The organism is Prevotella sp. 20925_1_30, from assembly GCF_041433025.1.
GTDB classification, from domain to species: domain Bacteria; phylum Bacteroidota; class Bacteroidia; order Bacteroidales; family Bacteroidaceae; genus Prevotella; species Prevotella vespertina.
Map to the genome: position 1 here is coordinate 1 of NZ_JAPWAR010000034.1, position 19,886 is coordinate 19,886.

At 38.7% G+C, this 19,886-nt stretch carries 21 protein-coding genes and 4 pseudogenes; 12 read left to right on the forward strand and 13 right to left on the reverse strand.

Features of this window, described 5'->3' with window-relative positions:
- From O3603_RS10830 to O3603_RS10850, 5 genes are all read right to left on the reverse strand, one after another.
- Positions 1 to 443, reverse strand: a 443-nt coding sequence (locus O3603_RS10830; RefSeq protein ID WP_371522780.1) for a relaxase/mobilization nuclease domain-containing protein, incomplete at its 3' end; no start/stop codon positions are given.
- Positions 427 to 858: a hypothetical protein gene (locus tag O3603_RS10835; protein ID WP_219486025.1), complete on the reverse strand. Its 432-nt coding sequence runs from the start codon at positions 856 to 858 to the stop codon at positions 427 to 429. The genes O3603_RS10830 and O3603_RS10835, both read right to left, overlap by 17 nt.
- A 402-nt stretch (positions 859 to 1,260) precedes the next feature.
- Positions 1,261 to 1,695 carry a DUF3408 domain-containing protein gene (locus O3603_RS10840; protein WP_371522782.1) on the reverse strand — a complete coding sequence of 145 codons (435 nt, stop codon included), beginning with the start codon at positions 1,693 to 1,695 and terminating at the stop codon, positions 1,261 to 1,263.
- Positions 1,696 to 1,697: 2 nt separating this feature from the next.
- On the reverse strand, positions 1,698 to 2,672 hold the full coding sequence (locus O3603_RS10845) for a toprim domain-containing protein (protein WP_371522783.1): 975 nt from the start codon (positions 2,670 to 2,672) through the stop codon (positions 1,698 to 1,700).
- A gap of 233 nt (positions 2,673 to 2,905) precedes the next feature.
- Positions 2,906 to 4,291 carry a VapE domain-containing protein gene (locus tag O3603_RS10850; RefSeq protein ID WP_371522785.1) on the reverse strand — a complete coding sequence of 462 codons (1,386 nt, stop codon included), beginning with the start codon at positions 4,289 to 4,291 and terminating at the stop codon, positions 2,906 to 2,908.
- Positions 4,292 to 4,843: 552 nt separating this feature from the next.
- Between O3603_RS10850 and O3603_RS10855 the strand changes: the two genes are divergently transcribed.
- Both O3603_RS10855 and O3603_RS10860 read left to right on the forward strand, forming a co-directional pair.
- Entirely contained in the window at positions 4,844 to 5,128 is a 285-nt protein-coding gene (locus O3603_RS10855; RefSeq protein WP_219486112.1) for a helix-turn-helix domain-containing protein, read from the forward strand.
- A gap of 3 nt (positions 5,129 to 5,131) precedes the next feature.
- The gene (locus O3603_RS10860) at positions 5,132 to 5,422 is read left to right on the forward strand and encodes a helix-turn-helix domain-containing protein (protein ID WP_219486018.1); all 291 of its coding nucleotides are present in this window, start codon (positions 5,132 to 5,134) and stop codon (positions 5,420 to 5,422) included.
- 141 nt (positions 5,423 to 5,563) lie between these two features.
- Here O3603_RS10860 and O3603_RS10865 read toward each other — a convergent pair.
- Positions 5,564 to 5,857, reverse strand: a pseudogene (locus O3603_RS10865) (exonuclease domain-containing protein); the annotation flags it as partial.
- Between the two features lie 295 nt (positions 5,858 to 6,152).
- Here O3603_RS10865 and O3603_RS10870 point away from each other — a divergent pair.
- From O3603_RS10870 to O3603_RS10895, 6 genes and pseudogenes are all read left to right on the forward strand, one after another.
- Positions 6,153 to 7,451, forward strand: a complete 1,299-nt coding sequence (locus O3603_RS10870; protein WP_219486016.1) for an ATP/GTP-binding protein — start codon at positions 6,153 to 6,155, stop codon at positions 7,449 to 7,451.
- A gap of 4 nt (positions 7,452 to 7,455) precedes the next feature.
- Positions 7,456 to 8,067, forward strand: coding sequence for an RloB family protein (locus O3603_RS10875; RefSeq protein WP_219486014.1), 612 nt, complete (start codon positions 7,456 to 7,458; stop codon positions 8,065 to 8,067).
- 4 nt (positions 8,068 to 8,071) lie between these two features.
- A complete protein-coding gene (locus tag O3603_RS10880) occupies positions 8,072 to 9,010 on the forward strand; it encodes a DUF1837 domain-containing protein (RefSeq protein WP_025000673.1) in 939 nt (312 codons plus the stop codon).
- A complete protein-coding gene (locus O3603_RS10885; RefSeq protein ID WP_371522788.1) occupies positions 9,003 to 11,093 on the forward strand; it encodes a DEAD/DEAH box helicase in 2,091 nt (696 codons plus the stop codon). Before O3603_RS10880 ends, O3603_RS10885 begins: the two co-directional genes overlap by 8 nt.
- Before the next feature lie 108 nt (positions 11,094 to 11,201).
- Positions 11,202 to 11,375: a hypothetical protein gene (locus tag O3603_RS10890; protein WP_007480391.1), complete on the forward strand. Its 174-nt coding sequence runs from the start codon at positions 11,202 to 11,204 to the stop codon at positions 11,373 to 11,375.
- 599 nt (positions 11,376 to 11,974) lie between these two features.
- Positions 11,975 to 12,052, forward strand: a pseudogene (locus O3603_RS10895) (helix-turn-helix domain-containing protein); the annotation flags it as partial.
- Here the strand turns inward: O3603_RS10895 and O3603_RS10900 are convergent.
- From O3603_RS10900 to O3603_RS10910, 3 genes are all read right to left on the reverse strand, one after another.
- Complete coding sequence (locus tag O3603_RS10900) at positions 12,037 to 12,390, reverse strand: hypothetical protein (protein WP_148295638.1); 354 nt, start codon at positions 12,388 to 12,390, stop codon at positions 12,037 to 12,039. The pseudogene O3603_RS10895 and the gene O3603_RS10900 sit on opposite strands and share 16 nt — an antisense overlap.
- A 125-nt stretch (positions 12,391 to 12,515) precedes the next feature.
- Positions 12,516 to 12,863, reverse strand: coding sequence for a SprT-like domain-containing protein (locus O3603_RS10905; protein WP_025000670.1), 348 nt, complete (start codon positions 12,861 to 12,863; stop codon positions 12,516 to 12,518).
- A 5-nt stretch (positions 12,864 to 12,868) separates the two neighbouring features.
- Positions 12,869 to 13,141, reverse strand: a complete 273-nt coding sequence (locus O3603_RS10910) for a hypothetical protein (protein ID WP_371522790.1) — start codon at positions 13,139 to 13,141, stop codon at positions 12,869 to 12,871.
- 163 nt (positions 13,142 to 13,304) lie between these two features.
- Between O3603_RS10910 and O3603_RS10915 the strand changes: the two are divergent.
- Both O3603_RS10915 and O3603_RS10920 read left to right on the forward strand, forming a co-directional pair.
- Positions 13,305 to 13,433: pseudogene (locus O3603_RS10915) on the forward strand (transposase); the annotation flags it as partial.
- A 39-nt stretch (positions 13,434 to 13,472) separates the two neighbouring features.
- A complete protein-coding gene (locus tag O3603_RS10920; protein ID WP_287348500.1) occupies positions 13,473 to 13,973 on the forward strand; it encodes a hypothetical protein in 501 nt (166 codons plus the stop codon).
- 271 nt (positions 13,974 to 14,244) lie between these two features.
- Here O3603_RS10920 and O3603_RS10925 read toward each other — a convergent pair whose 3' ends face one another.
- The gene (locus O3603_RS10925; RefSeq protein ID WP_371522792.1) at positions 14,245 to 15,270 is read right to left on the reverse strand and encodes a hypothetical protein; all 1,026 of its coding nucleotides are present in this window, start codon (positions 15,268 to 15,270) and stop codon (positions 14,245 to 14,247) included.
- A 205-nt stretch (positions 15,271 to 15,475) separates the two neighbouring features.
- Between O3603_RS10925 and O3603_RS10930 the strand changes: the two genes are divergently transcribed.
- Together O3603_RS10930 and O3603_RS10935 are read left to right on the forward strand one after the other, a co-directional pair.
- Complete coding sequence (locus O3603_RS10930) at positions 15,476 to 16,378, forward strand: hypothetical protein (protein WP_371522794.1); 903 nt, start codon at positions 15,476 to 15,478, stop codon at positions 16,376 to 16,378.
- 253 nt (positions 16,379 to 16,631) lie between these two features.
- Positions 16,632 to 16,754: pseudogene (locus tag O3603_RS10935) on the forward strand (IS5/IS1182 family transposase); the annotation flags it as partial.
- Between the two features lie 70 nt (positions 16,755 to 16,824).
- On the opposite strand, the gene O3603_RS10940 reads toward O3603_RS10935, so the two are convergent.
- From O3603_RS10940 to O3603_RS10950, 3 genes are all read right to left on the reverse strand, one after another.
- Complete coding sequence (locus O3603_RS10940) at positions 16,825 to 18,144, reverse strand: site-specific integrase (RefSeq protein WP_219484494.1); 1,320 nt, start codon at positions 18,142 to 18,144, stop codon at positions 16,825 to 16,827.
- A gap of 28 nt (positions 18,145 to 18,172) precedes the next feature.
- Positions 18,173 to 19,402, reverse strand: a complete 1,230-nt coding sequence (locus tag O3603_RS10945; RefSeq protein ID WP_219484491.1) for a site-specific integrase — start codon at positions 19,400 to 19,402, stop codon at positions 18,173 to 18,175.
- A gap of 288 nt (positions 19,403 to 19,690) precedes the next feature.
- On the reverse strand, positions 19,691 to 19,886 hold a 196-nt coding region (locus tag O3603_RS10950; protein WP_371522796.1), incomplete at its 5' end, for a hypothetical protein.

Below are 19,886 nucleotides of genomic sequence, written 5' to 3' on the forward strand. Positions count from 1 at the left end.
ATGGTTAAGCCTTTCTCCCTGCTAATTTCCTCTGTTATTCTTGCAGCCTTGTTGCTTACAAAGGTGGTATCATAAACTTCTCCGTATAGGCTGATGCGGTTGGCGATAATGTGGATATGCCTGTTGTCTGTATCCTTGTGCGTTACTGCCACCCACTGATGGTTGTCAAGTCCCATTTTCTTGGCAAACAAATGGGCTATTTGGGCAAATTCGGAAGCTGATAGTTTCTTTTCGTCCTGTGGCGCAATGCCAATTTCAATGCGCAGGAACTTGTTCCTGCATCTGGTATTGTAATCGCTGACTAACTTCATTTCCTCGTAAATAGCCTTTGATTCTCTGCTACAAAGGTTATGGAAGGCAAGCCGATTACCCAGCTTGCCCTCTCTGAAGATATAGCCCAATGCAGTACTTCCGTGCGCTATCGCCTTACACTTTCCTATCATACCTCGGCAGATTTAAGATCTTATATATATCGTCACCAATGCGGAAGTGAGGGTCGAAAAAACGCTTAAATGCTTCTTTGGCACATATGGAAAGGTTCTTGGTTATCGGCACCCATGACTCGTCCTTTATCCTGATGAGGTTGGAAACCTGTGCGTAGTACATTCCCGTTCGGTGGAGTACGGCAATGGCTTCCTTTTCATTGTCGGTCATCTTGGGAACGGCTACCACTTCACCATTCAAAAGAATCTCACGGCAGTACTCGGAGAACTTCCGCCCTGTGCTTTCTCCCTTTGCCTTGATACGCTGCCTCTCCTCCAAAGTACACCTAACCTTGATGAACTCCGTCTTGTTCATCTGTTTTTCTTCATTGTCCTGCTGCTGCCATTGGGTAGCTTTTCTTCTGTATTTTTTCATATAAGTTTCTCTGAAAGTTAATCATTATGGATGATTCGTTGCTGCTTAATTTCTGAACGCTGACCGATGAGAACGGAGTGATTATGGTCTAATCTCCCCGACTGTTTGGCGAGGGGAGCAAGCGCAGTTTGTGGGTACAAACTGACGTCTTGCAGGTGCTACCTAACAGACTTTACGCACAAGGCGTTTTGCAGTCGAAAAGTGAATGCTGTGCATTCCGTGCCTGACTGTGTTCGTGATGTTCTCATCATTCAGATGTCTGCTTAGTAAAAATATGATGTCATATTTGCCCAAATATGACATCTCATTTATGAGAATATGACATCATATTTTAATGCGATTGTAGGAATAGAGTGAGAAATAAATCTATTGTAATTCCTCCATCGACCCTTTTCCTGCGGTTTACAGCTTTCTCCATTTCTCAATATCCTCACCGTACTCCTCCAAATGAAGGCGCACGATGTTCTCTACAAAACTTGAAAGGTTGCTGCCTCTGTCGCCTAATCTACGCACAATGAAGTCGGCACGCTCCTGTGTCTCCCTACTCAGATAGACAGCCTTCCTATTACTGAGTTTGGCAGGTAAAAGATAGGCTTGCTTGTAGGCTTCGAGCGTCTCCTTTCTCATTTTGGCACTGATGCGTCTTTGAACGGCTGCGTTCTCTGTATTCCGTGCAGACTCAGAGTGCATGGTATTCTCTGTGTCCTGCTTGTTCGTTGGTCTTTCTCTTTCAGGAACCGCAGTCGCTTCTTGTGAAGTAGATTCATTCTCTGTTTCATCTTCCACACCCAAGAACCATGAAAGGTCTTTGTCGCTCATCATAGTTTCCTTTTCCATTTCTATTTCATTTTAAGTTTGACTTGTTTTGATTTCTTGTTTTGTCCTGTAATTGATATGTGTGTCTGTTCTTGCGCTTTCCGTTTCTGCTGCTCACGGACACGGCTGACATGAAAACCGTTGAGATCCTTGAAGTCTTTGTAATGTATGTTCATGTTCTCAACATGGAAGCCTGCCTTTATGAAATCTTGAACAGCCCTCCGTCCTGCTTCGTCATTGTCAAGGAAGGTACGGATATGGGTGAGGTGTCGTTCATTCAAATAGCGGATAGTCTTTGTCACGTTGCTCACGGAGTTCATCACAAGGCAGTGGTTGGTAATCTCTTCTTTCATTGAAAGGAAGGAGAGGAAGTCCATGAAGCCTTCAAAGATACATACAGGCTCCGCTCTATCCGTGAATATCGGAGTAATGTCCTTCGGTGCTATCGTTCCCTTGAAAGAGCCGCTATCCCGAAGTTCATAACCTCCTGATTGATTGGCAAAGCCGATAGCTTGGTAATGGCGACCTCCTACCTCATAGCTGATACAACGCAGAAAGGGCATAGCCTTTTCTATGTTGATGCAGCGTACCTTTGTAAGGTACTCCTGTAAATGTGGCGGCAGGGTGTCTGATATTTCTATCAGTCTCCTTGCTCCATTTGCAGCTATCACATGCTGGGAATTATTTGGCACGAAGTCATTAAGAGAACTATATGTGCCATTATCGGAAGCGTTCTGTCCCAAACGACGGATGGCTTCCGATAGCGTGCATCCCTCTAAGCGCATACAGAGGTCGATTATGCTTCCGCCCCTGCCTTCGGCATAGTCTATCCAGAGGTTCTTCTCTGTGTCTACCTTGAAACTCGGATGTGTTTCCGCACGAAGCGGTGAACGGTACAGGGCATAGGCAGGTGTCCTGCGTACAGGCTTGATACCTTTCCTTTCAAGATACTCCACGATGGGGTATCGCTTGATTGCTGATAAATCTTTTTCTTTCATTGTGATATGTTTTATTAAACTGATTTTTTAATTTTTGCTTGAATGACAATGATATGTTTGAATTATATTTGAATAGTAGTTGAATAATCGATGAAAGAAATTCTCTTTTCTGAAGTTCCCCCTCCAAACTTTTTCATCTTTCTTCTTACTACATAATATTTTAAGTTAAGTAATTGATTTACAACATATTTTTATAGTACAAAGTCATACTACGAACTTACGACATACGGCTACTACATTTGGTTGCTGCAATAACTTGACAAGGGACAAGGGAGAATCTTCCTTACCTTATATACATAGATGGGACTGCTGCCCTCTCGCCTCTTGCTCACTTTCTCGAAGCCTACTCTTTTCAAGGCTTCGCCCATGTGCTTCAAGGATAAAGGATGATGCGTATAGTAGCCTAAGTAGGTGATTATTTCTGTGGTAGTCATATAGGTACAATTGGGATTATCGTCCGTAGGTTTCTCAAAACAGCGGAGCAGCAGTTCCATTTCTGCGGTCTGCACTTGGAATTCCTCGATCTCTTTGTATAGCTTCACTATCTCATCATCGTCAAACCAATAGCGGAAGCCTGATTTTAAAAGGGCTTTCGCTTCGGTATAGACGGCATCCATAGAAATAGTTTTAGCTCGTTCAATATCAATGGCAAGCACCTCAAAGGGCAGAAATCGTCTGCTTCCTGTGGGGGCAGTCAAGAAATCATTGCCGTTTACCGATGCCACGAAGCTCGCCAAGTGAGGATGTTCCTCCACATATTTGTCGTAGGGCATACGGTATTTTACCATCGGGCAGGTGATTAGGTTCTTCAGCTCGTTCTCATCACGCTTGTTGAGGGTTTTGAGTTGGTCGTCTATGTTTACGATGAGGTTTTGCCTGATGTAAGTAAGCGTGTCTTTCTCTTGCGGATATATCTTACCTGTGTAGCTGTAACCATGCATGGCTGGAGGGCATAGCAAATCAAGAAAGGTAGTCTTGAACTTTCCTTGTTCCCCTGTTAGTACAAGGTAGGTATGGTTACGGCATTCACGGTCGTCCATGGCGTTGGCTACCACTGCAACAAGCCATTTGGTAAGGTACGGCAGCCACTTCTCGGAGTTGTGGACGGTAACACACGATGCAAGGCCGGCAATGACTTTCGGTGAAAAGGAAATGCTGCTGGTATCAGCATGATTACTAAAAAGGGCGTTGGCACTTCCAAAATTTATATCTATCAGCGGCAAAGCCTTGAAGTATTCCTGTATGGGATTGATGCGTGGCGAAAAACTGCGTTCGATGATGGAATAGAGATTATCGGCGGAAGTAATAATACCTTCCTCGCTATCAAGTTCCCTGCGAAAGGTATTGATGTCATAACGACTGACCTTGCTAAACACATTGGCACACTTGGGAGAAAACTCTGTTCTGCCAAGTACGGTGTTGAACCTGAAGTCATAATGGGTGGAGAGGTAGCTTTCTATCTCCTTGTTTTTGGAAGTTTGCCTACTATGCTTCGGCTTATCTTCTGTGCGTATATTGCTATTGTCTGCGCATTTCTTCATAATCGTCCTAAAATGATTTCTGAAAGTGAAGTTAAGGAGGATAATTCTGATAGCCAAGCATTCTCGGTGTGCTTGCATAATGTTGCATAAACCTGCTATAAAATTCCTTGTAGGAAATCATCAAACATCTTAGTTTTTAGTGGATTAAATGGAGAAATCAAAGGATAAAAGGAAATGATCCAAATACCAATAATTGATTGGCTTTGTAACAAACCACATTCAAATGCGGTATTCCGCACATTTGGGTAGTGAGCTATAAGTAAAGGAATAACAAAGAACGGATAAGGCGAAAATAACTACCTATTTAAACAAAAAGTAATCCACAAAAAGATGTAAGCAAAAATTAAGAGCTTATCTCTATGTTCTCTGAAATCTTAGAACAAGGCAGAATACTTATGTCAAATGGTAGCTTGTACTTTTATAGCTATTGGCTGTGAAAGAAGAAAAGTGGGCGTACCAGCGTTGATAACGACAAGAAATAAGGAAAAGAATTTCATCGTATTTCCTTTGTTTTCCCTGCTGTTCCTTAGTGCTTTGAGCATAAGGAAACTATCCATACTTTTGCATCGTGCTGGAGCGCAAAAGGCTGCAACACAAGAAAACAGTAACAACAAACAAAACAATAGAAGTATGGGGTATTTAATAATTACAGACCAGAACTGGCAGAAACTAAGGGACGAGATATTAAGTCTTGCCGACTGCTGCCACAAGGCATTTGGAGAGAAGTGTAAGCACACAGATTGGCTGCACAATGGTGATGTGTGCCAGCTGCTTAACATCAGTAAGCGCACATTGCAGCATTATCGAGATACGGGCGTACTGCCATTCGCACAGATCGGGCACAAGTGTTATTATAAACGTGAGGACGTGGAGAAGCTGCTCCTTGCGAAGACGGACAAAACTAAAAAGCAATAGAATATGGAAACAGCAAGAGATTTGAACTTCGGCTCCGACGAGATGCAGGTGCTCATTACTGCGCTGCACGATGTGGGCAGGAGAATAAAGGAAGTGGGAGAAACGCACAAACCACTGTTTGGTGGCGAGCATTTTCTCATAGGCAAGGAGGTATGCGAACGTTTGTATATCAGTCCTCGCACGTTGCAGGATTATCGGGATAAGGGGATTATACCCTATACACAGCTTGCAGGGAAGATACTCTATAAGGCTTCGGACTTGGAGAGGTTACTGGAAGAGTATTACAAGATATAACAACAGAAACACCTAACTAAGTATAGTCTGTTAGGTGTTTTTGCTTTAATCTTTCCTAATATTCTTATAATATATTTACTTCTGTTTATAAAGTATATAAATCCAACTTTTTGAAAGTAAGAGCCAATTTGTCAAAGTATATTATAACTTTCCATAACAAAAACTCATTTCCCTTACATTTGCAAAATTGCCATCTTTTATCTCTTGCAAAAATAGCCGAGCACACATTTTGGCATCATCGCCAGCACGGTGATGTGTGCCATACGATATAGAAAAATGGTCGCAAAGATAGTCGAGCGAATTACAACCGAAATCATAGATATGTCGGGCGGCACGGAGCGAACAGTAATAATCAATGTCAGGACAAGGTAGATGGTGTAGTTGTAAGGTATGGCGAATACAGCTCGTATCAAAGGTTGCATTGTGGGCTACAAGATATAATATTTTTCAATACACTGATATTTAATATATTACAGCAACATAAAAGCAAACAACTTTCAATTTAGTATCATTTTAGCACCACTATTTAACCACTGCGATAATCCAAACAACGAAACAAATACTATCATAGAATTGGGAATGGGTTTGGCTTGAATTTGCTTCTAAAAACGTGCACAAAACTCGTTTTATACCTAATCCTTGTAATTTTTCTACAAAAATACAAATTATAATTTGATGTATGAGATTTTATTTGTATTTTTGCACCGTGTAATAGATAAACTCAACGAATATGATAGCAGAATTCACCATTGAAAATTTTTTCTCAATAAAGTCTCCACAAAAGATAAGTTTTGAGCCTTCGTCAGATACTTTTATGTCTGACGAATATTCGTATGAAGTTAAGGACGGGGTAAAGTTACTAAAAGTAGGCATCATATATGGTGCTAACGCTTCCGGCAAAACCAACTTCTTGAATGCTGTTGAATTTTTCAGGATGCTTGTGCTTAGGATGCCCAAAGACCGAAACGAGAAAACTGAGGTTGTTCCTTTCATGCTGGATGATACATCAAGGAATGAAAAGACTAAAATGTCGATGGTATTCTATATTGGTCAGTCGAAGTATATCCTTACTTTTGAATTGGATGAAAAATATATCCATTCCGAGACGCTGATTGTTTATGATTCTATCCGACCTACCAAATTGTATAGCCGCAGTTATGATGCAGCAACCGATTCCACGACAATAGATTTCGGCGTAAATCTGAAAATGACAAAGAAAAGTCAAGATGTGATTTCCGGCAACACTATTAATAATAGCAGTGTGCTTGCCGCATTTGGTAAAAGCAACGTGGAGCGGACTAAACTGAATGATGTGTACGATTATTTCGCCAAACAGGTGAAAGAGGTACTCGCACCGGGTATGTTGCTTTCGGGCTATGTCAAGTCACGATTGGATAAAGACGAATCGGGTGACTTAAAGAAGTTTATCCTAAACTTCCTGAAAGCCTCTGACTTCAACATAGAAGATGTTGCATTACACGAGGAGGAGGAATTTATTACCCCAGAACTGGAGCAACTGATTCAGAATGCCCCTATTGGCGATGAAGCAAAAGCCGATATGCTTAGAAAGGGGAAAATCACAAATACCGAATTGACATTCAAACATAAAGCTGGCGATAAACTTTATGATTTGTCGGAAGAATACGAATCCAACGGTACAATGAGGTTTTTAGGTATGGCTGTGATTCTGAATTTCTTGCTAAAGACCAATCGGTTTGTTCCGATTGATGAAGTTGAAACAAGCATCCACTACGAGCTGTTGGCTTATTTTATAAAAGTCTTTTTGGCCAATAGTGAAGGAACATCGCAGATGCTGCTTACAACTCACGACATCAACCTTCTTAATGAAGATTTCATTCGTCGTGACACAATATGGTTTACCGACAAAGACGAACTTGGCGAAACCAAAATAGTGCGTTTGTCTTCTTTGGGGCTACATAAGAATCTCTCTCCATATAATGCCTATAAACAAGGTAAATTAGTAAAACTGCCGTTCCTTGGCAGTCAGTATATCAATTTAAACGACTGACAATATGGGACAAACAGTAACAAAAAGTATTGCCATCATAGGCGAAGGAGAGACCGAATGGTTCTATTTCGACTCTTTGAGGGTAGCGTGTCGCTATCCTTTCAAGGTTGCGCCTGATTTTCCACAGCATAGTGACATCAAGCATATCCTAAAACTGGTAGAATCCTACTTGAACAAGCAATATGATTTCATCGTATGTCTGTTTGATATGGACAGACTATTTCAGTTTCCATCTGAAATGCAGTTGTATCAGCGGGCAAAGAAAAAATATGCTGCAAAGAGATATGCCGGAAGGGTGATGTTTGTAGAAACGAATCCTTGCACGGAATTTTGGTTCTTGCTTCATTTTCTGCCAAATGTGATTTGTCGGCGATACGAAAGTTACGAGCAACTGCTTCCTGAATTGCAGAAGTATATGCCTGGCTACGAGAAGACAAAACGGTATTTCATACGCACCAACCTATACAAATACTTGACAGAGAATGGCGATTTGGAACGAGCGATGTTAAATTCTGAAAAGTTGTGCCAACTCTGCAAAGAATCGCCAGAGGATTTGATAGCATATTCGGAGGTGCATAGAGTGATAGAGTTATTGAATAAATTAGGTTTGAATTAAGACTATGCAAAAAATAGGAAATTTCGATATTGTGATTAACAAATGCCTTTGGGAGATAAATCAAGAATCGACAACACCTGATTTAGATAAAAACGATTTCTTGCTATCTGTTATAAATGGTTTCGAAGATGGTAAATGGAGAAAGGGCGAATTGCGTAAGTTTATATTTGATAATATTGCTCAAACAGGATTGTCAGCTGAAGACCGTGACAATCTTTATTCTGAATCGCCATATACCACTATAACGGAATCAATAAAAAATCTTCGACTTGTTGATAAAGATAACGGCAAAGGCAGTGAGATTGCAGAAATAATTTTATACGGAATTATGCGTTACCACTATCATGCATTACCTGTTGTTCCAAAGATTTTTTATAAACAGAATCCCAAAGACAATGCAAAAGGAGCAGATAGTGTTCATATCGTTTTGGATGATGACGGTGATTTTTCTTTGTGGTTAGGTGAAGCTAAATTTTACAATGATATTGCTGACGAAAGGCTATACGAACCAATTAAATCTGTGTTTGACACTATTTCCACGGACAAAATTAAGAAAGAAAACGCCATTATTACAAGTATAAAAGATTTAGAATATGTCATAGCAAATCCTAATGTCAGAAAAAAAATACAAACAACTTTACGCCGTGAAACATCCATCGATGAAATAAGAAAAAGACTTCATGTGCCTATTTTGTTACTACATGAATGTAGTATAACAAATGAAACTACTGAATTGTCCGAAAGCTATTTGGGAAATATCAAAAAATATCATCTAAATAGAGCGCAAAAATATTTTGTATCGCAAAATAATAAACAAATGAAAGAAAAAATCCATGGATATGAACATATTCAATTCCATTTAATATTATTTCCTGTACCCCAAAAAACAGATATAGTTAATTGGTTTGTGGAACGAGCTAAACAGATTAAGGAAGATGCTTAACACTGAAATATTTGAAGAATGTGCTCAAATTAACACCTTGATAGAAAATAGCAATAAAGCAGAAGCCCGATCAATGGTTATTAATTTGTTGGACAAGTTGCAACGTGATGGGAATGAATATACTCCTCTTGTAAATCATGTTATAAGGGAAGTGGGATTATTCCCTTATATAGACCCCAAAACTGCTTTATGGGAAGACCAAGTTGTTGTTGAGGCGTTTAAAGCTAATGTTGGGGATAAAATTCCAGTAACACTCCATAGTGCTCAATCTCATGTCCTAAAACGACTTCTATTGGGCGATAATATTGCTGTTAGTGCACCAACAAGTTTTGGTAAAAGTTTTATTATAGATGCTTTTATTGCCATACGCCAGCCGGAAAATGTGGTTATAATAGTACCTACAATTGCTTTAGCAGATGAAACACGTCGCAGAATAGAACATAAATTTTCGCAGAAATATAAAATTATCACGACAACAGATGCAACTGTTACGGAGCGTAATATTTTTATCTTTCCACAAGAACGTTCTTTCGCATATCTTGATAAGTTAAAGAAAGTTGATATGCTTATTGTTGATGAGTTTTATAAAGCAAGTTCGATGTTTGATGATGACAGAAGTTCATCTCTACTTAGTGCAATCATTGAACTTGGAAGAATATCACGTCAAAAATATTATCTAGCCCCCAATATTCACAAAATAGCAGATAACGTTTTTACTCAAGGTATGCAATTCATGAGATTGACTGATTTCAAAACGGTTATCACTAAAGCGGCAAAGATATATGAGAAACAAAAAAATGGCGAAAATACTGATGAGTTCAAAAAGAACCATCTTGTCAATATCTTACAAAATAACACATCTAAAACGTTGATTTATGCAGGAAGTTATAATAATATTAACAAGGTTAGTAACATCCTTGCGGATGAATTACCTAAAAAAGAAACGCCGCTACTTAAAAATTTCAGGGATTGGCTAAAAGTTAATTATGGAGATTCATTTTCTTTATGTCAATTAAGTGAACTAGGTATTGGCATTCATAATGGGAAAATGCATAGGTCTTTGAGCCAAATACAAGTAAAGTTATTTGAATACACAGAAGGACTAGACACAATCATTTCTACTTCTTCTATTATAGAAGGGGTTAACACACAAGCAGAGCAAGTTATTGTTTGGTCTAATAAAAAAGGCTCGCATAAGTTTGATTATTTTACATATCGAAATATTATTGGGCGAGCTGGTCGCATGTTCAAATATTTTGTCGGAAAAGTTTATCTCTTAGAGGAGCCACCCATACAAGAAAATACAACTTTAACAATCGGTTTTCCTGATGAAGTAGCAGAGTCTTTAGATTCTGAAAACCCAGGAATAGAAATAAGTCAAGAGCAAAACAACCATATCAAAGAATATGAGGCATTTATGATGGATGCTTTAGGTTCTGACAACTTTGGTCAAATAAGGAAACTATCTATTTTTAAATCTTTTGACCCACCAATCCTTAAATCACTTATAGAAAAATTGAAAGCGAATCCAAGTTGGCCTAGAGGATATGCCGCATTGGCAGCAACAAACACTTATAATTGGAGAGAGCCTATTTTGGATGTTGTAGATCTGCTCGGAGACAATATGGCCAGACTTATCAAAATTGCTATATGGAAAATGCCTGATAACTGGAATCGAACTATTGCAGAGGTTTATTCCGAACTTTCTAATGTAAGTTATGAAGATCTGTTCTCGGCTGAACGATACCTATCTTATAATCTATGTTCAACTCTTTCTGTTATAAATGTACTAAAGAAATCGTTCGACCCAACATCACCTGACATTTCTTTGTTTATAGGGCGAGCTGCAAATGCTTTTCTTCCTAAATTAGTATATCAATTAGAAGAATATGGACTACCAAGAATGATAAGCAGAAAAATTCAAGATTCTGGATTGATTAATCTTGAAGATGATTCGGTAGAAATATCGGAAATTATTACACTGTTTAATAATATAGGTAGGAAAAGAATCATTCATGACCTAAACGATTTACTTCCGTTTGATAAATTTATAATTAGCTATTTTTACGATGGAATATCTTAGTTGTCATGACTTTATGATTTCCCATAAATTTGCCTGTAAATTTAAACAGTCAGCATAATAGCGTGTTCTTGGCTATATAATTCAAGAATAAAATATAGGAGGCTAAATATGGCAACAAATCCACCGTCAGGAGACGGACATCGCAATGGTGCAGTGAAAAATCGTTCACAGGTTTTTAATCCCAAAACCGAACAATGGGTAAAAAGGGATAAAGATACAGGGCGTTTCATGGATGTCAAACAAGATGGTACACCATTTAAAGGTGTGCGAAAAGAAAAATGAGTTTTTAATGAGGGCAGTAATGCGATACTTGCCCTCGTTTGCTTTTACATTGGCTTTATCATTGATTCGATGAATGCTATTTCATCCTCTGTCAAGCCATATTTGGTGTAGAGTTGGCGGTCGATGTCGGGGATGGACTGCGACTAGTCGATGTCGCTGTTATTTGTAAAGTCTTGGAGTGGAACAAATTTATAAGTGCCAGATGTCATATTTTTGAGTTTACGAGCCCCAACCAAAATACGAAAAAATTTGGTTTGAGTATATTTTATTACGCTCTTTGCTTCGTCTTCAGATTCAAAAGGGCCAATAGCCAAAAATGTTTCAGAACATAGCATATTAGGAAGTCCTAATTCAGCTTTACCTATAATTTTCGCAGGTACTGGATTTTGCAAGTTCCAAAACGAAGTGCAATAAAAGAGTGTCCCTCTCCGAGAGATGCAGACGTTCTCGACGCGTAGCAAGAGGTTGTCTGCATCTCTCGGAGAGGAAAAAGAAACAACCAGCAATACAAATAAAAAAAGGAGACCGAAGTCTCCCAAAGATTAACTAACTTTGTATTGCAAATGTATCATCAATTAATCTCGGAGTAAAGGTCGCAAATTTTTGCCTTACTCCAAAAGAAAACAGCGAGAAAAGAAATTGCCGACATCGTCGGTATTAGTCAGTCAACACTCTCCTTACCTTCAATGGCAAAAGGCAAAGTAAAACATACCAGCACATGGCTATTCTGCTGCTTTGCCATCTCTATATAATAAGGTAAAAGCACAGGCATGGTGTCGCCACCCAAACAAGCAATGAAAACAGTAATACGAGCAAAGGAAATCTGAGCTACTTTTCCTTTTACCTTATTGATTACACTTAGTTCTTTTAAGTCCCAAGCGTTACCAATAGCCATAAGGTCGACGCTACTGTCTTTCCATAATTCTTTACCATTTATCGCATATTGCTGATAAATACTATCGACAATGATACCACCACCATTACCAATTCCACATACCGTAAAATATTTTTCCATACACATAATCTTCATACTATAAAGTATTAATCTGCTGCATTATTTTATTATATTCTACCTCCATAACCTTTTCTATGCATAGTTGTTGAATGAGTCTATATTTTTTAACTTTATACCCATAAACCTCACTTTGCTACTAAGTCATCAATTAGCAGGTTGGACACCAGTCCTTTTTGAATAGCCTTAACAACAAAAGCATGATAAATCAGTTTGAATTCTGGTCTATGCGGTCTATTATTTTTAGCCTCTTTTTCTTTCTCTGTATAATGAATGTGGTGGGCATACTCATGGATTGCTGTATTGATATTGTCTTTGTCTGAATATCTATCATAGATACGAATACGATGAAGACTCGGAGTATATGTACCCATAATACGCTTGTTGCGTTTATGCTTCACATCTACAACAAAGCTCTCCTTACAAGGATAAATCTTATGGAGTAAGTCAATATAGAATTCAACAGAATAACTCATAGCTTTTACTTAAACATTTTTACCTCTTCTTCTGTCAACTGTCGCTCAGAGCTTTTGTTGCCGTTGGCATCATACCAGATTGCAGTATTTCCATCTCTTACCACAAATTCATCTTCACCAACTTGAATTGGCTTACCATTTATCTCAACTTCCGCTACCTGTTTACTCTCCGCATCGAAGAAATGGAAGATGTTTGGTTGGCGAGCAATCACAAAAAAAGATCCTCCTTCTATCATAAACATGTAATTCTTCTTGGTTATGGGACTTCCGAAATACATTTCTGTTTTACTCTTACGTTTCTTATCTGTATAAGTAATTTTTCTGTGTTTTGATAAAAGGACTAATATATGTTAATTAAAATATAACACTTCTGCAACATTCTATAAATCAATTATATTTGCTAAAAATATGAGTCTGATGTTATTGAAAGATTTCTTCCAAATGTTCCCCGATGAGAATAGCTGCGAAAATTACCTTAAGGGTGTCCGAGAAGAGGTAGGTGTTGTATGCCCTAAGTGTGGAGCAACCAAGTACAAATGGCTATATGGAAGGAGATCTTTTCAGTGCGAGACCTGTGGCAACAGAATTCCCTTGACAAAGGGCACTGTTATGGAACATAGCAAATTATCGCTCTATGATTGGTTTTTCACTGCGCACATGATGACATCCATAAAACAAGTCCTATCGGCTAAAGAGATTCAGCATCAACTTGAACTTGAATATTATCTTCCTGCATGGTTGATGATGATGAAACTGAGGGATATTATGGGACAGAGAGATAGTATCTATCAACTCTCTGAGCAGATAGAACTCGATTTATCGTATTTCCCAACTTCTTTTATTTCAGAGGAGGGCGGAGAGAAAATCTTAAAGAGTAAACAAACTCCTGTGCTGGTAATTGCGCAGAGCAAAGATGCGGATTCTATTCTAAGCACTTATCTATCAGATAACACTGATACAGAGCGTTTTAACAAAGCATCTAAACTTATAAAGCAAGCTAATAGAAGCAAGGTGAAGAAAGCTGTTCGCTATATCAAAATGTATGCATTACCTAATAGTCAATACAAGACATTAGCACCTTATGTTGAAAAGTCGGTAGTTCATGACTAAAAGATAGATACAGACGGAGGACATAATCTCATAATCCTTAAGAAAACTCTGACAGGTCTTGTCCAACATGTTCAAACAGAAAGTAGCCCACACGAACTCGTGACTAAGGTTCTGCCATGGGTTCACATCGTTACAGGAGAATGCCGCAGTGGTATTGATGCCATTCACAAAGAAATTGATGAGCGGTTTCTCCAATTATACTTGAACGAGTATTGTTGGAGATTTAACCGTCGTTGGTTTAGGGATAGCAAGAAACCAGAATATGACTTGTTCAGACATCTGATGAAGACGGCTGTCCAATATAAATCAAGTATAAAGTGGCACGACTATGAGGCATACTTTGAAAGAATTTAAGATTTGTTAGTCCTTTTATCAAAGCACAGAACATTATCTTCATATCTTGAACAGAGAGTTTGATGTTTTTCTCTATTTCCATTCTATGAGCCATATACTTTACCATTTTGACGGTCGCCAGGGACATATTGAAAGCAAAGTCTAGTTTTTTCTCGCTTCGTGCTTGACAATGCTCTAATCCCATAAAACCTTTCGCATTGCGAAACAGGAATTCCTCTTGGAATCTTGCTCTGTAGATGTCAAAGATGTCTATAGCCTCCATTGTGGTATCTGTTGAGAAGAACATCTTTCGAGTTTGCGTCTTCTTGCCTTCTATGTTAAATCCCATAGTTGCAAGTCCCTCCACAAATGGATAGACCGAAAAGAATGCATCTGCAACAAACAGATTGCTGGTTTTAAGGAACTCCGTCTTGTTGCTGTGAATTGCTCTGAGGTACTGCTCTATTAGAGAGCTATTGCCTTTACACCACTTCAGACAGTCCGGGCGTCTGCCTTTGTCCACCTTGTCTGCTCTCGTTTGCTTTGCGCACATGAATATCGCATCATTGCTGTCGGCATCCACAACGGCAAAGCCAAGTATTTCAAGTCCACGCTTTATCGTGCCGGCTGTACCAGACCAGAAATAGGCAAGTCCCGGAGTATGTTTGCCCGACTTGGAGATGAAATTTGGATCAAGCGCTATTGCACAACGTCTCATAGGAAGCATTGACAGAAAGAACTTATTGAATGCAATCCAATTGAACTTCTTCTCAAAGTTCTGACGATAACGCTGTTCGCAAGATGAAGAAAGTCTTCCCATCTGAGAGAAATTGATTCGGATAAATGTGGTTGCGTAAATTAACATCGTCTGAATGAAGAATGTTTTGAAATTTTTTCGTACCTTTGTGCTGCAAAGGCTTAATGCGCTATCGCAAAGAGTTTTGAGCTGGTCAAGTTGGTTCATTTAAGTAATCTTTAAGTGATTGGTAATCAACTATAAAGGTACAAAAAAACACGGACTTGACCAAATTTAAAAGCAACTTATATCATTGATAATTAAACATTTAACTGCATTTTTTGAAACTCGGTAGAGTACTCAAAATTTAACGGACTATTGATTTAAAGAGATAACTTAAGTAATAGCTATAATGATACCTTGTAATGAAAATATGATTCGATTAGATGTTGTTGCTTTTTTGGCAACACTTCAATTGGTTATTCCTGATACTTGTAATTCCGATAAAATAAAAGGTTTTGGAAGTGGTTTTCTTCTACGACATAAAGATCGTTTGTTTTTTATTACAGCAGACCATGTCGTACATCTGGATGATCATGACCCAGCTAACGAGACAGGGCAAAGAATAGGAATCGATTATTCACCTCAAATTATAACGAATATCAAAATTGAAGGAGAATTGAAATCGATAAATCTGCCGGTTGGTGGGTTCTATCATTTAACAGGATTTGGGTTTGATAAGGATTCGCTTGATAATCCTGAGAAATTCATTTCGATTTTTAATAAAATCATAGATGGTGTTATAGATATAAATGATGAAAAATTGCCTTTAGATGTCAGAATTGCATCTTTACCGGATATGGCTATTAGTGAATTAAAAGAACCCCTAAGTGTTCCACTTTTAAGCAACCAAGTGATAATGCAAAATAAAGAGGTTTTGATTCAAGAAGGTAGGCCAAAACTTAGTTTATTTTCAACCCACAGTAAAAATTTCAATAACGATAATCGCTACCTTGTTGCAGGTACAATATGTAATGAAATTAAAAATTCAACTGTACTCAATAGAATAAATGTACTGCATGAAGGTTTGATATTTGAAAGATTGGATAATGATAGATATGCTATTCTTAAAATACCGACATTAGTAGAAGTAGATATTCAATATTGGGCTGGATTAAGTGGGGCACCAATACTTGATGACAACGGACTATTGGCAGGAATGCTTATTAGGGGACCAGAAAAGGAACCTTTTGTAACAGCTGTTCCGATAGAAAAAATAATTTGGTTTTTAGATATGATTATCAAAAATGAAGATAATATCCAACCTAAATCATAATCTATTTGTTTTTAATAAATTTTTTACGGTGAAAATGTAGAGTTTAATCAAAGTATAATGAATTTGTAAACAGATATTTTCTATTATCGAAAAAGGGCACACCGATATAACATCGGCATGCCTTCAAAAACTACGACAGCAAAAAGAAACAATTAAGGGATGTTCTATAAATTAACTTATTATTAATCAGCTAATTACTTGCGAATTTTCGAAAAGAAGTCGTACCTTTACATACTAATATTGATATTACCTTATGAAGAAAACGACTACATATCGCCAATCAAAACAGGAGAGTCTCTTTAAAAAAGAGTTTACTCTCAAGGCTCTTTCCGCAATGGGCAACCCGTTGGAGCAGGTATCCGCTCTTGTTGATTTTCCCCACTCGAAGTAGCTGCGCCCCGTGTCTAGACGGATTGCAGCCTTGGTCTTTATTCCATCTTCCGTATTCATGCCGTTTCCTCCATGCTTTTATTTCTGCCTGTGTTGACAATAGCCATTGTCCCTATGGTAATAGTTTCTTTTACAGTTACCTTATCATACTCTTTGTTCTTTTCCTGATGTTTGGCGATGAGTCTGTCCATATCCTCCGAAATCTTGCAGTCCGTTACCTGCGCATAAATCTGCGTACTTGCAATTGATGCGTGTCCCATCATCTTGGCGATGCTCTCGATGGGAATACCTGCACTTAGGCACATCGTACCGAAGGTATGTCTCCCCATGTGATAGGACAGACGTTGCTTTATACCACAAGCCTTGCCTACTATGCTTAACTTCGCTGCTAACACACTTCTGCTGCAACAGGGTTGAAAAATAAAGCGATTATCCATATCCGTGTTATTGCCTTCTTCTTTCACCGCTTGTAGCTTTCTTTGTTGCTCCATGATCGTCTTGGCTATGAGATGTAACGGCACTATAAATTCTACTTTTGTTTTCTGACGCTCCTTTCTAATATATATTTGTCCGTTTGCGGCACTCTTGATATGCCCAAACGTCAAGTGTTCCATATCTGCAATAGCTAAACCTGTGAAGCAGGAGAAGATAAACATCTGTCTGGCAAGCTCGGCATCACTATCACATATCTTCATAGCCATCAGTTTTTTCACATCACTCTTACTAAGAAAGCGGATAGCCTTTTCCACCTTTTCATATTCCGCATGTTCAAATGGGTTATAACGAATGATGCGCTGACTTACTGCACGGAACATCAAACGACTCAACCAACAAAGATAATTGTTGATAGAAGAACCTTTCAACCCTTTCTTTTTAAGAAAGAAGCGATATTCCTCAAACAGTTCCTCCGTTATACTTCGGATTTCTATATCCTTACTCTCTAAGTCCTTTATAAACTTGCACAGCATCCTGTTAGCATAGCAAAGGTTAGTGTATGTACCTTCTGCCTTTGACTTGCCCACACTTTCCTTTACCAATTGTAGTTCTGTATTGCTAAGCTCCAACAAAGTGATGGGAGAAGTTGCTATGCCTTGCAATCTGTTTTTAAGCAGTTCAGCACTTACCACTCCGTCTTTTAGGAGTAGTTCCTGATAGATCTTTTCTACAAGTTCTCTGAATGATTGCAGTCGAAGATTGGTTTTCTTGTCTGTTGTTATTCCTTGTTTTGAGTTCCACTCCGCAGCCTTACATTCTTCGTTTGTGGTAATGACAGAGTTCTTGCCATCTATCGTGATACGGCAGAGTATGGAGGTCAGACCATTTGCCTTAGTCTTTTGTCTGTTGATATAAAATAGTGTCTTGAATGTACTTCTCATAATGATTTTAGTTTTAATACTACTATTGCTAAAAACTCATCTGCATATTCTCCGTGAAAGAAAGGAAACGCTCAAACTCCACAAACAGCTTTTGTGGCGTAACCTTTGCATACCGCTCGGTCATACTCACGTTGCTATGCCCCAACATCTTGCTTACCGTTTCTATTGGTACTCCTTGTTCCAATGTGATGAGCGTGGCAAAGGTATGTCTTGCCGTATGCGTGGTAAAGGGAAAGGCTATACCTGCTCTTAGACGTAATGCTTTGAGATACGATTGGTAGGTGGCATACTTCATCTGTGGCAGTAGCCTTTCCCTTTCATCGCTCTTGTGCATCTCTATTATCCTGATGGCTTCGGGTAACAACTTGATACGGCAGAGAACACCTGTCTTCTGTCTGTTGAACTTCAGCCAAAGGCTTCCCTCATCATCACGGAAAAGATGCGTCTTACTTAATTCCATCAAATCACAATAGGCAGTACCCGTATGGCAGGCAAAGACAAACAAGTCCCTTGCGGTTCCCATTTCCTCCTCCAGCTCTTCAAACTCTATATTCATTAGTCTGTCAAGCGAACACCTGTCAAGAGCTTTGGGTAGCTTCTTATCTCCTCTTACTATTTTTGTATTAGCAAACAACAAGGTATCAGCCAATCCTTCACGGTATGCCAACCTACATATGGTCTTTATTTGGGAAGCTGCACCATAGAAACTGCTCTCTTGAAAACCTAATGTCCCCAAGAAAAAATCTCTAAAATCATAAATAAAGTTCTCAGATAGTTGTGAGAAAGCTAAATCCTCTACCTTATATTTTTCTTCGATGAATGTGCGAAGATTGCTTCGTGTAGAGTGATAATTAGATAGCGTATCTTTCTTAATATCTATTCCAACGTGTTCTTCTTTCTCCCTGATAAGCCTATCAAGGCGTTCTATAAGCATACACCGAGATTGTACGCTCCCTTGAAACTGCTCCTTGATGTCCGTGGCTGTAAATGTCTGTCCTTTGGACAGCAATGTTTGATAAGTGGACTGAATGGAAAGTACTAAACTATCCAGCTTTCCGTTCACTTCCACCGCCTCATGGCTCTTGCCCCTCATTCTACTCTCACGAGGACTCCACAAATCTATATCGCAAGATAGCTTGCAACTAAACTGTGCTATACTCCTTCCAAGTGTGATACGTCCCATAATGGGAGCTTTACCCTGCTTATCCTTTCCGCTCTTTTTGAGGTAGAGCAACACCTTCATCTTTTCTGTTTTCATACGCTTTAATTTTTATGGGCAAAGTTACCCGAATTAAAGCGTTCCTCACTTATGCAGAAAACTGCCGACCAAAGCAACAAACACACGAGAGAAACAATTTCAGTTACCTACATCTGCATTTAGTTACCTACTTCAAATCTTGGTAATGATTTAGTAACTGAACTTTTGCCTATATCTGCATATTTCTACCCTTTACAAATAGAGCAGTTTTATACAAATTGCCTCGTTTCTACTTCATTACCAATTAGTTTGCATATCTTTCGATATTTCTTCATTTTCCTTGATTAGTTACATTGCAAAAGGGCATCTTTTACCATGTAAAAGTCCACCTGTTATCTCCAATTTATGAATCATTATTACAACCCTTCTTATGCCCTTTTTCTTTTCATAATAAACAAATATCTCTCCCCTTGCATTATTATAACAACACCATAAAAACGACCACCTCTCAATTTTCCTGTCACTCCCTGTCACTCCTCCCCAT

Bases quoted from the DNA above. Each gene is read 5' to 3' on its own strand.
- O3603_RS10945 (WP_219484491.1), bottom strand. From the start codon at position 19,402: ATGAAAACAGAAAAGATGAAGGTGTTGCTCTACCTCAAAAAGAGCGGA.
- O3603_RS10930 (WP_371522794.1), top strand. From the start codon at position 15,476: ATGATTCGATTAGATGTTGTTGCTTTTTTGGCAACACTTCAATTGGTT.
- O3603_RS10940 (WP_219484494.1), bottom strand. From the start codon at position 18,144: ATGAGAAGTACATTCAAGACACTATTTTATATCAACAGACAAAAGACT.
- O3603_RS10890 (WP_007480391.1), top strand. From the start codon at position 11,202: ATGGCAACAAATCCACCGTCAGGAGACGGACATCGCAATGGTGCAGTG.
- O3603_RS10870 (WP_219486016.1), top strand. From the start codon at position 6,153: ATGATAGCAGAATTCACCATTGAAAATTTTTTCTCAATAAAGTCTCCA.
- O3603_RS10885 (WP_371522788.1), top strand. From the start codon at position 9,003: ATGCTTAACACTGAAATATTTGAAGAATGTGCTCAAATTAACACCTTG.
- O3603_RS10855 (WP_219486112.1), top strand. From the start codon at position 4,844: ATGGGGTATTTAATAATTACAGACCAGAACTGGCAGAAACTAAGGGAC.
- O3603_RS10905 (WP_025000670.1), bottom strand. From the start codon at position 12,863: ATGAGTTATTCTGTTGAATTCTATATTGACTTACTCCATAAGATTTAT.
- O3603_RS10850 (WP_371522785.1), bottom strand. From the start codon at position 4,291: ATGCAAGCACACCGAGAATGCTTGGCTATCAGAATTATCCTCCTTAAC.
- O3603_RS10835 (WP_219486025.1), bottom strand. From the start codon at position 858: ATGAAAAAATACAGAAGAAAAGCTACCCAATGGCAGCAGCAGGACAAT.
- O3603_RS10840 (WP_371522782.1), bottom strand. From the start codon at position 1,695: ATGGAAAAGGAAACTATGATGAGCGACAAAGACCTTTCATGGTTCTTG.
- O3603_RS10880 (WP_025000673.1), top strand. From the start codon at position 8,072: ATGCAAAAAATAGGAAATTTCGATATTGTGATTAACAAATGCCTTTGG.
- O3603_RS10920 (WP_287348500.1), top strand. From the start codon at position 13,473: ATGGAACATAGCAAATTATCGCTCTATGATTGGTTTTTCACTGCGCAC.
- O3603_RS10860 (WP_219486018.1), top strand. From the start codon at position 5,132: ATGGAAACAGCAAGAGATTTGAACTTCGGCTCCGACGAGATGCAGGTG.
- O3603_RS10875 (WP_219486014.1), top strand. From the start codon at position 7,456: ATGGGACAAACAGTAACAAAAAGTATTGCCATCATAGGCGAAGGAGAG.
- O3603_RS10910 (WP_371522790.1), bottom strand. From the start codon at position 13,141: ATGTATTTCGGAAGTCCCATAACCAAGAAGAATTACATGTTTATGATA.
- O3603_RS10925 (WP_371522792.1), bottom strand. From the start codon at position 15,270: ATGAACCAACTTGACCAGCTCAAAACTCTTTGCGATAGCGCATTAAGC.
- O3603_RS10900 (WP_148295638.1), bottom strand. From the start codon at position 12,390: ATGGAAAAATATTTTACGGTATGTGGAATTGGTAATGGTGGTGGTATC.
- O3603_RS10845 (WP_371522783.1), bottom strand. From the start codon at position 2,672: ATGAAAGAAAAAGATTTATCAGCAATCAAGCGATACCCCATCGTGGAG.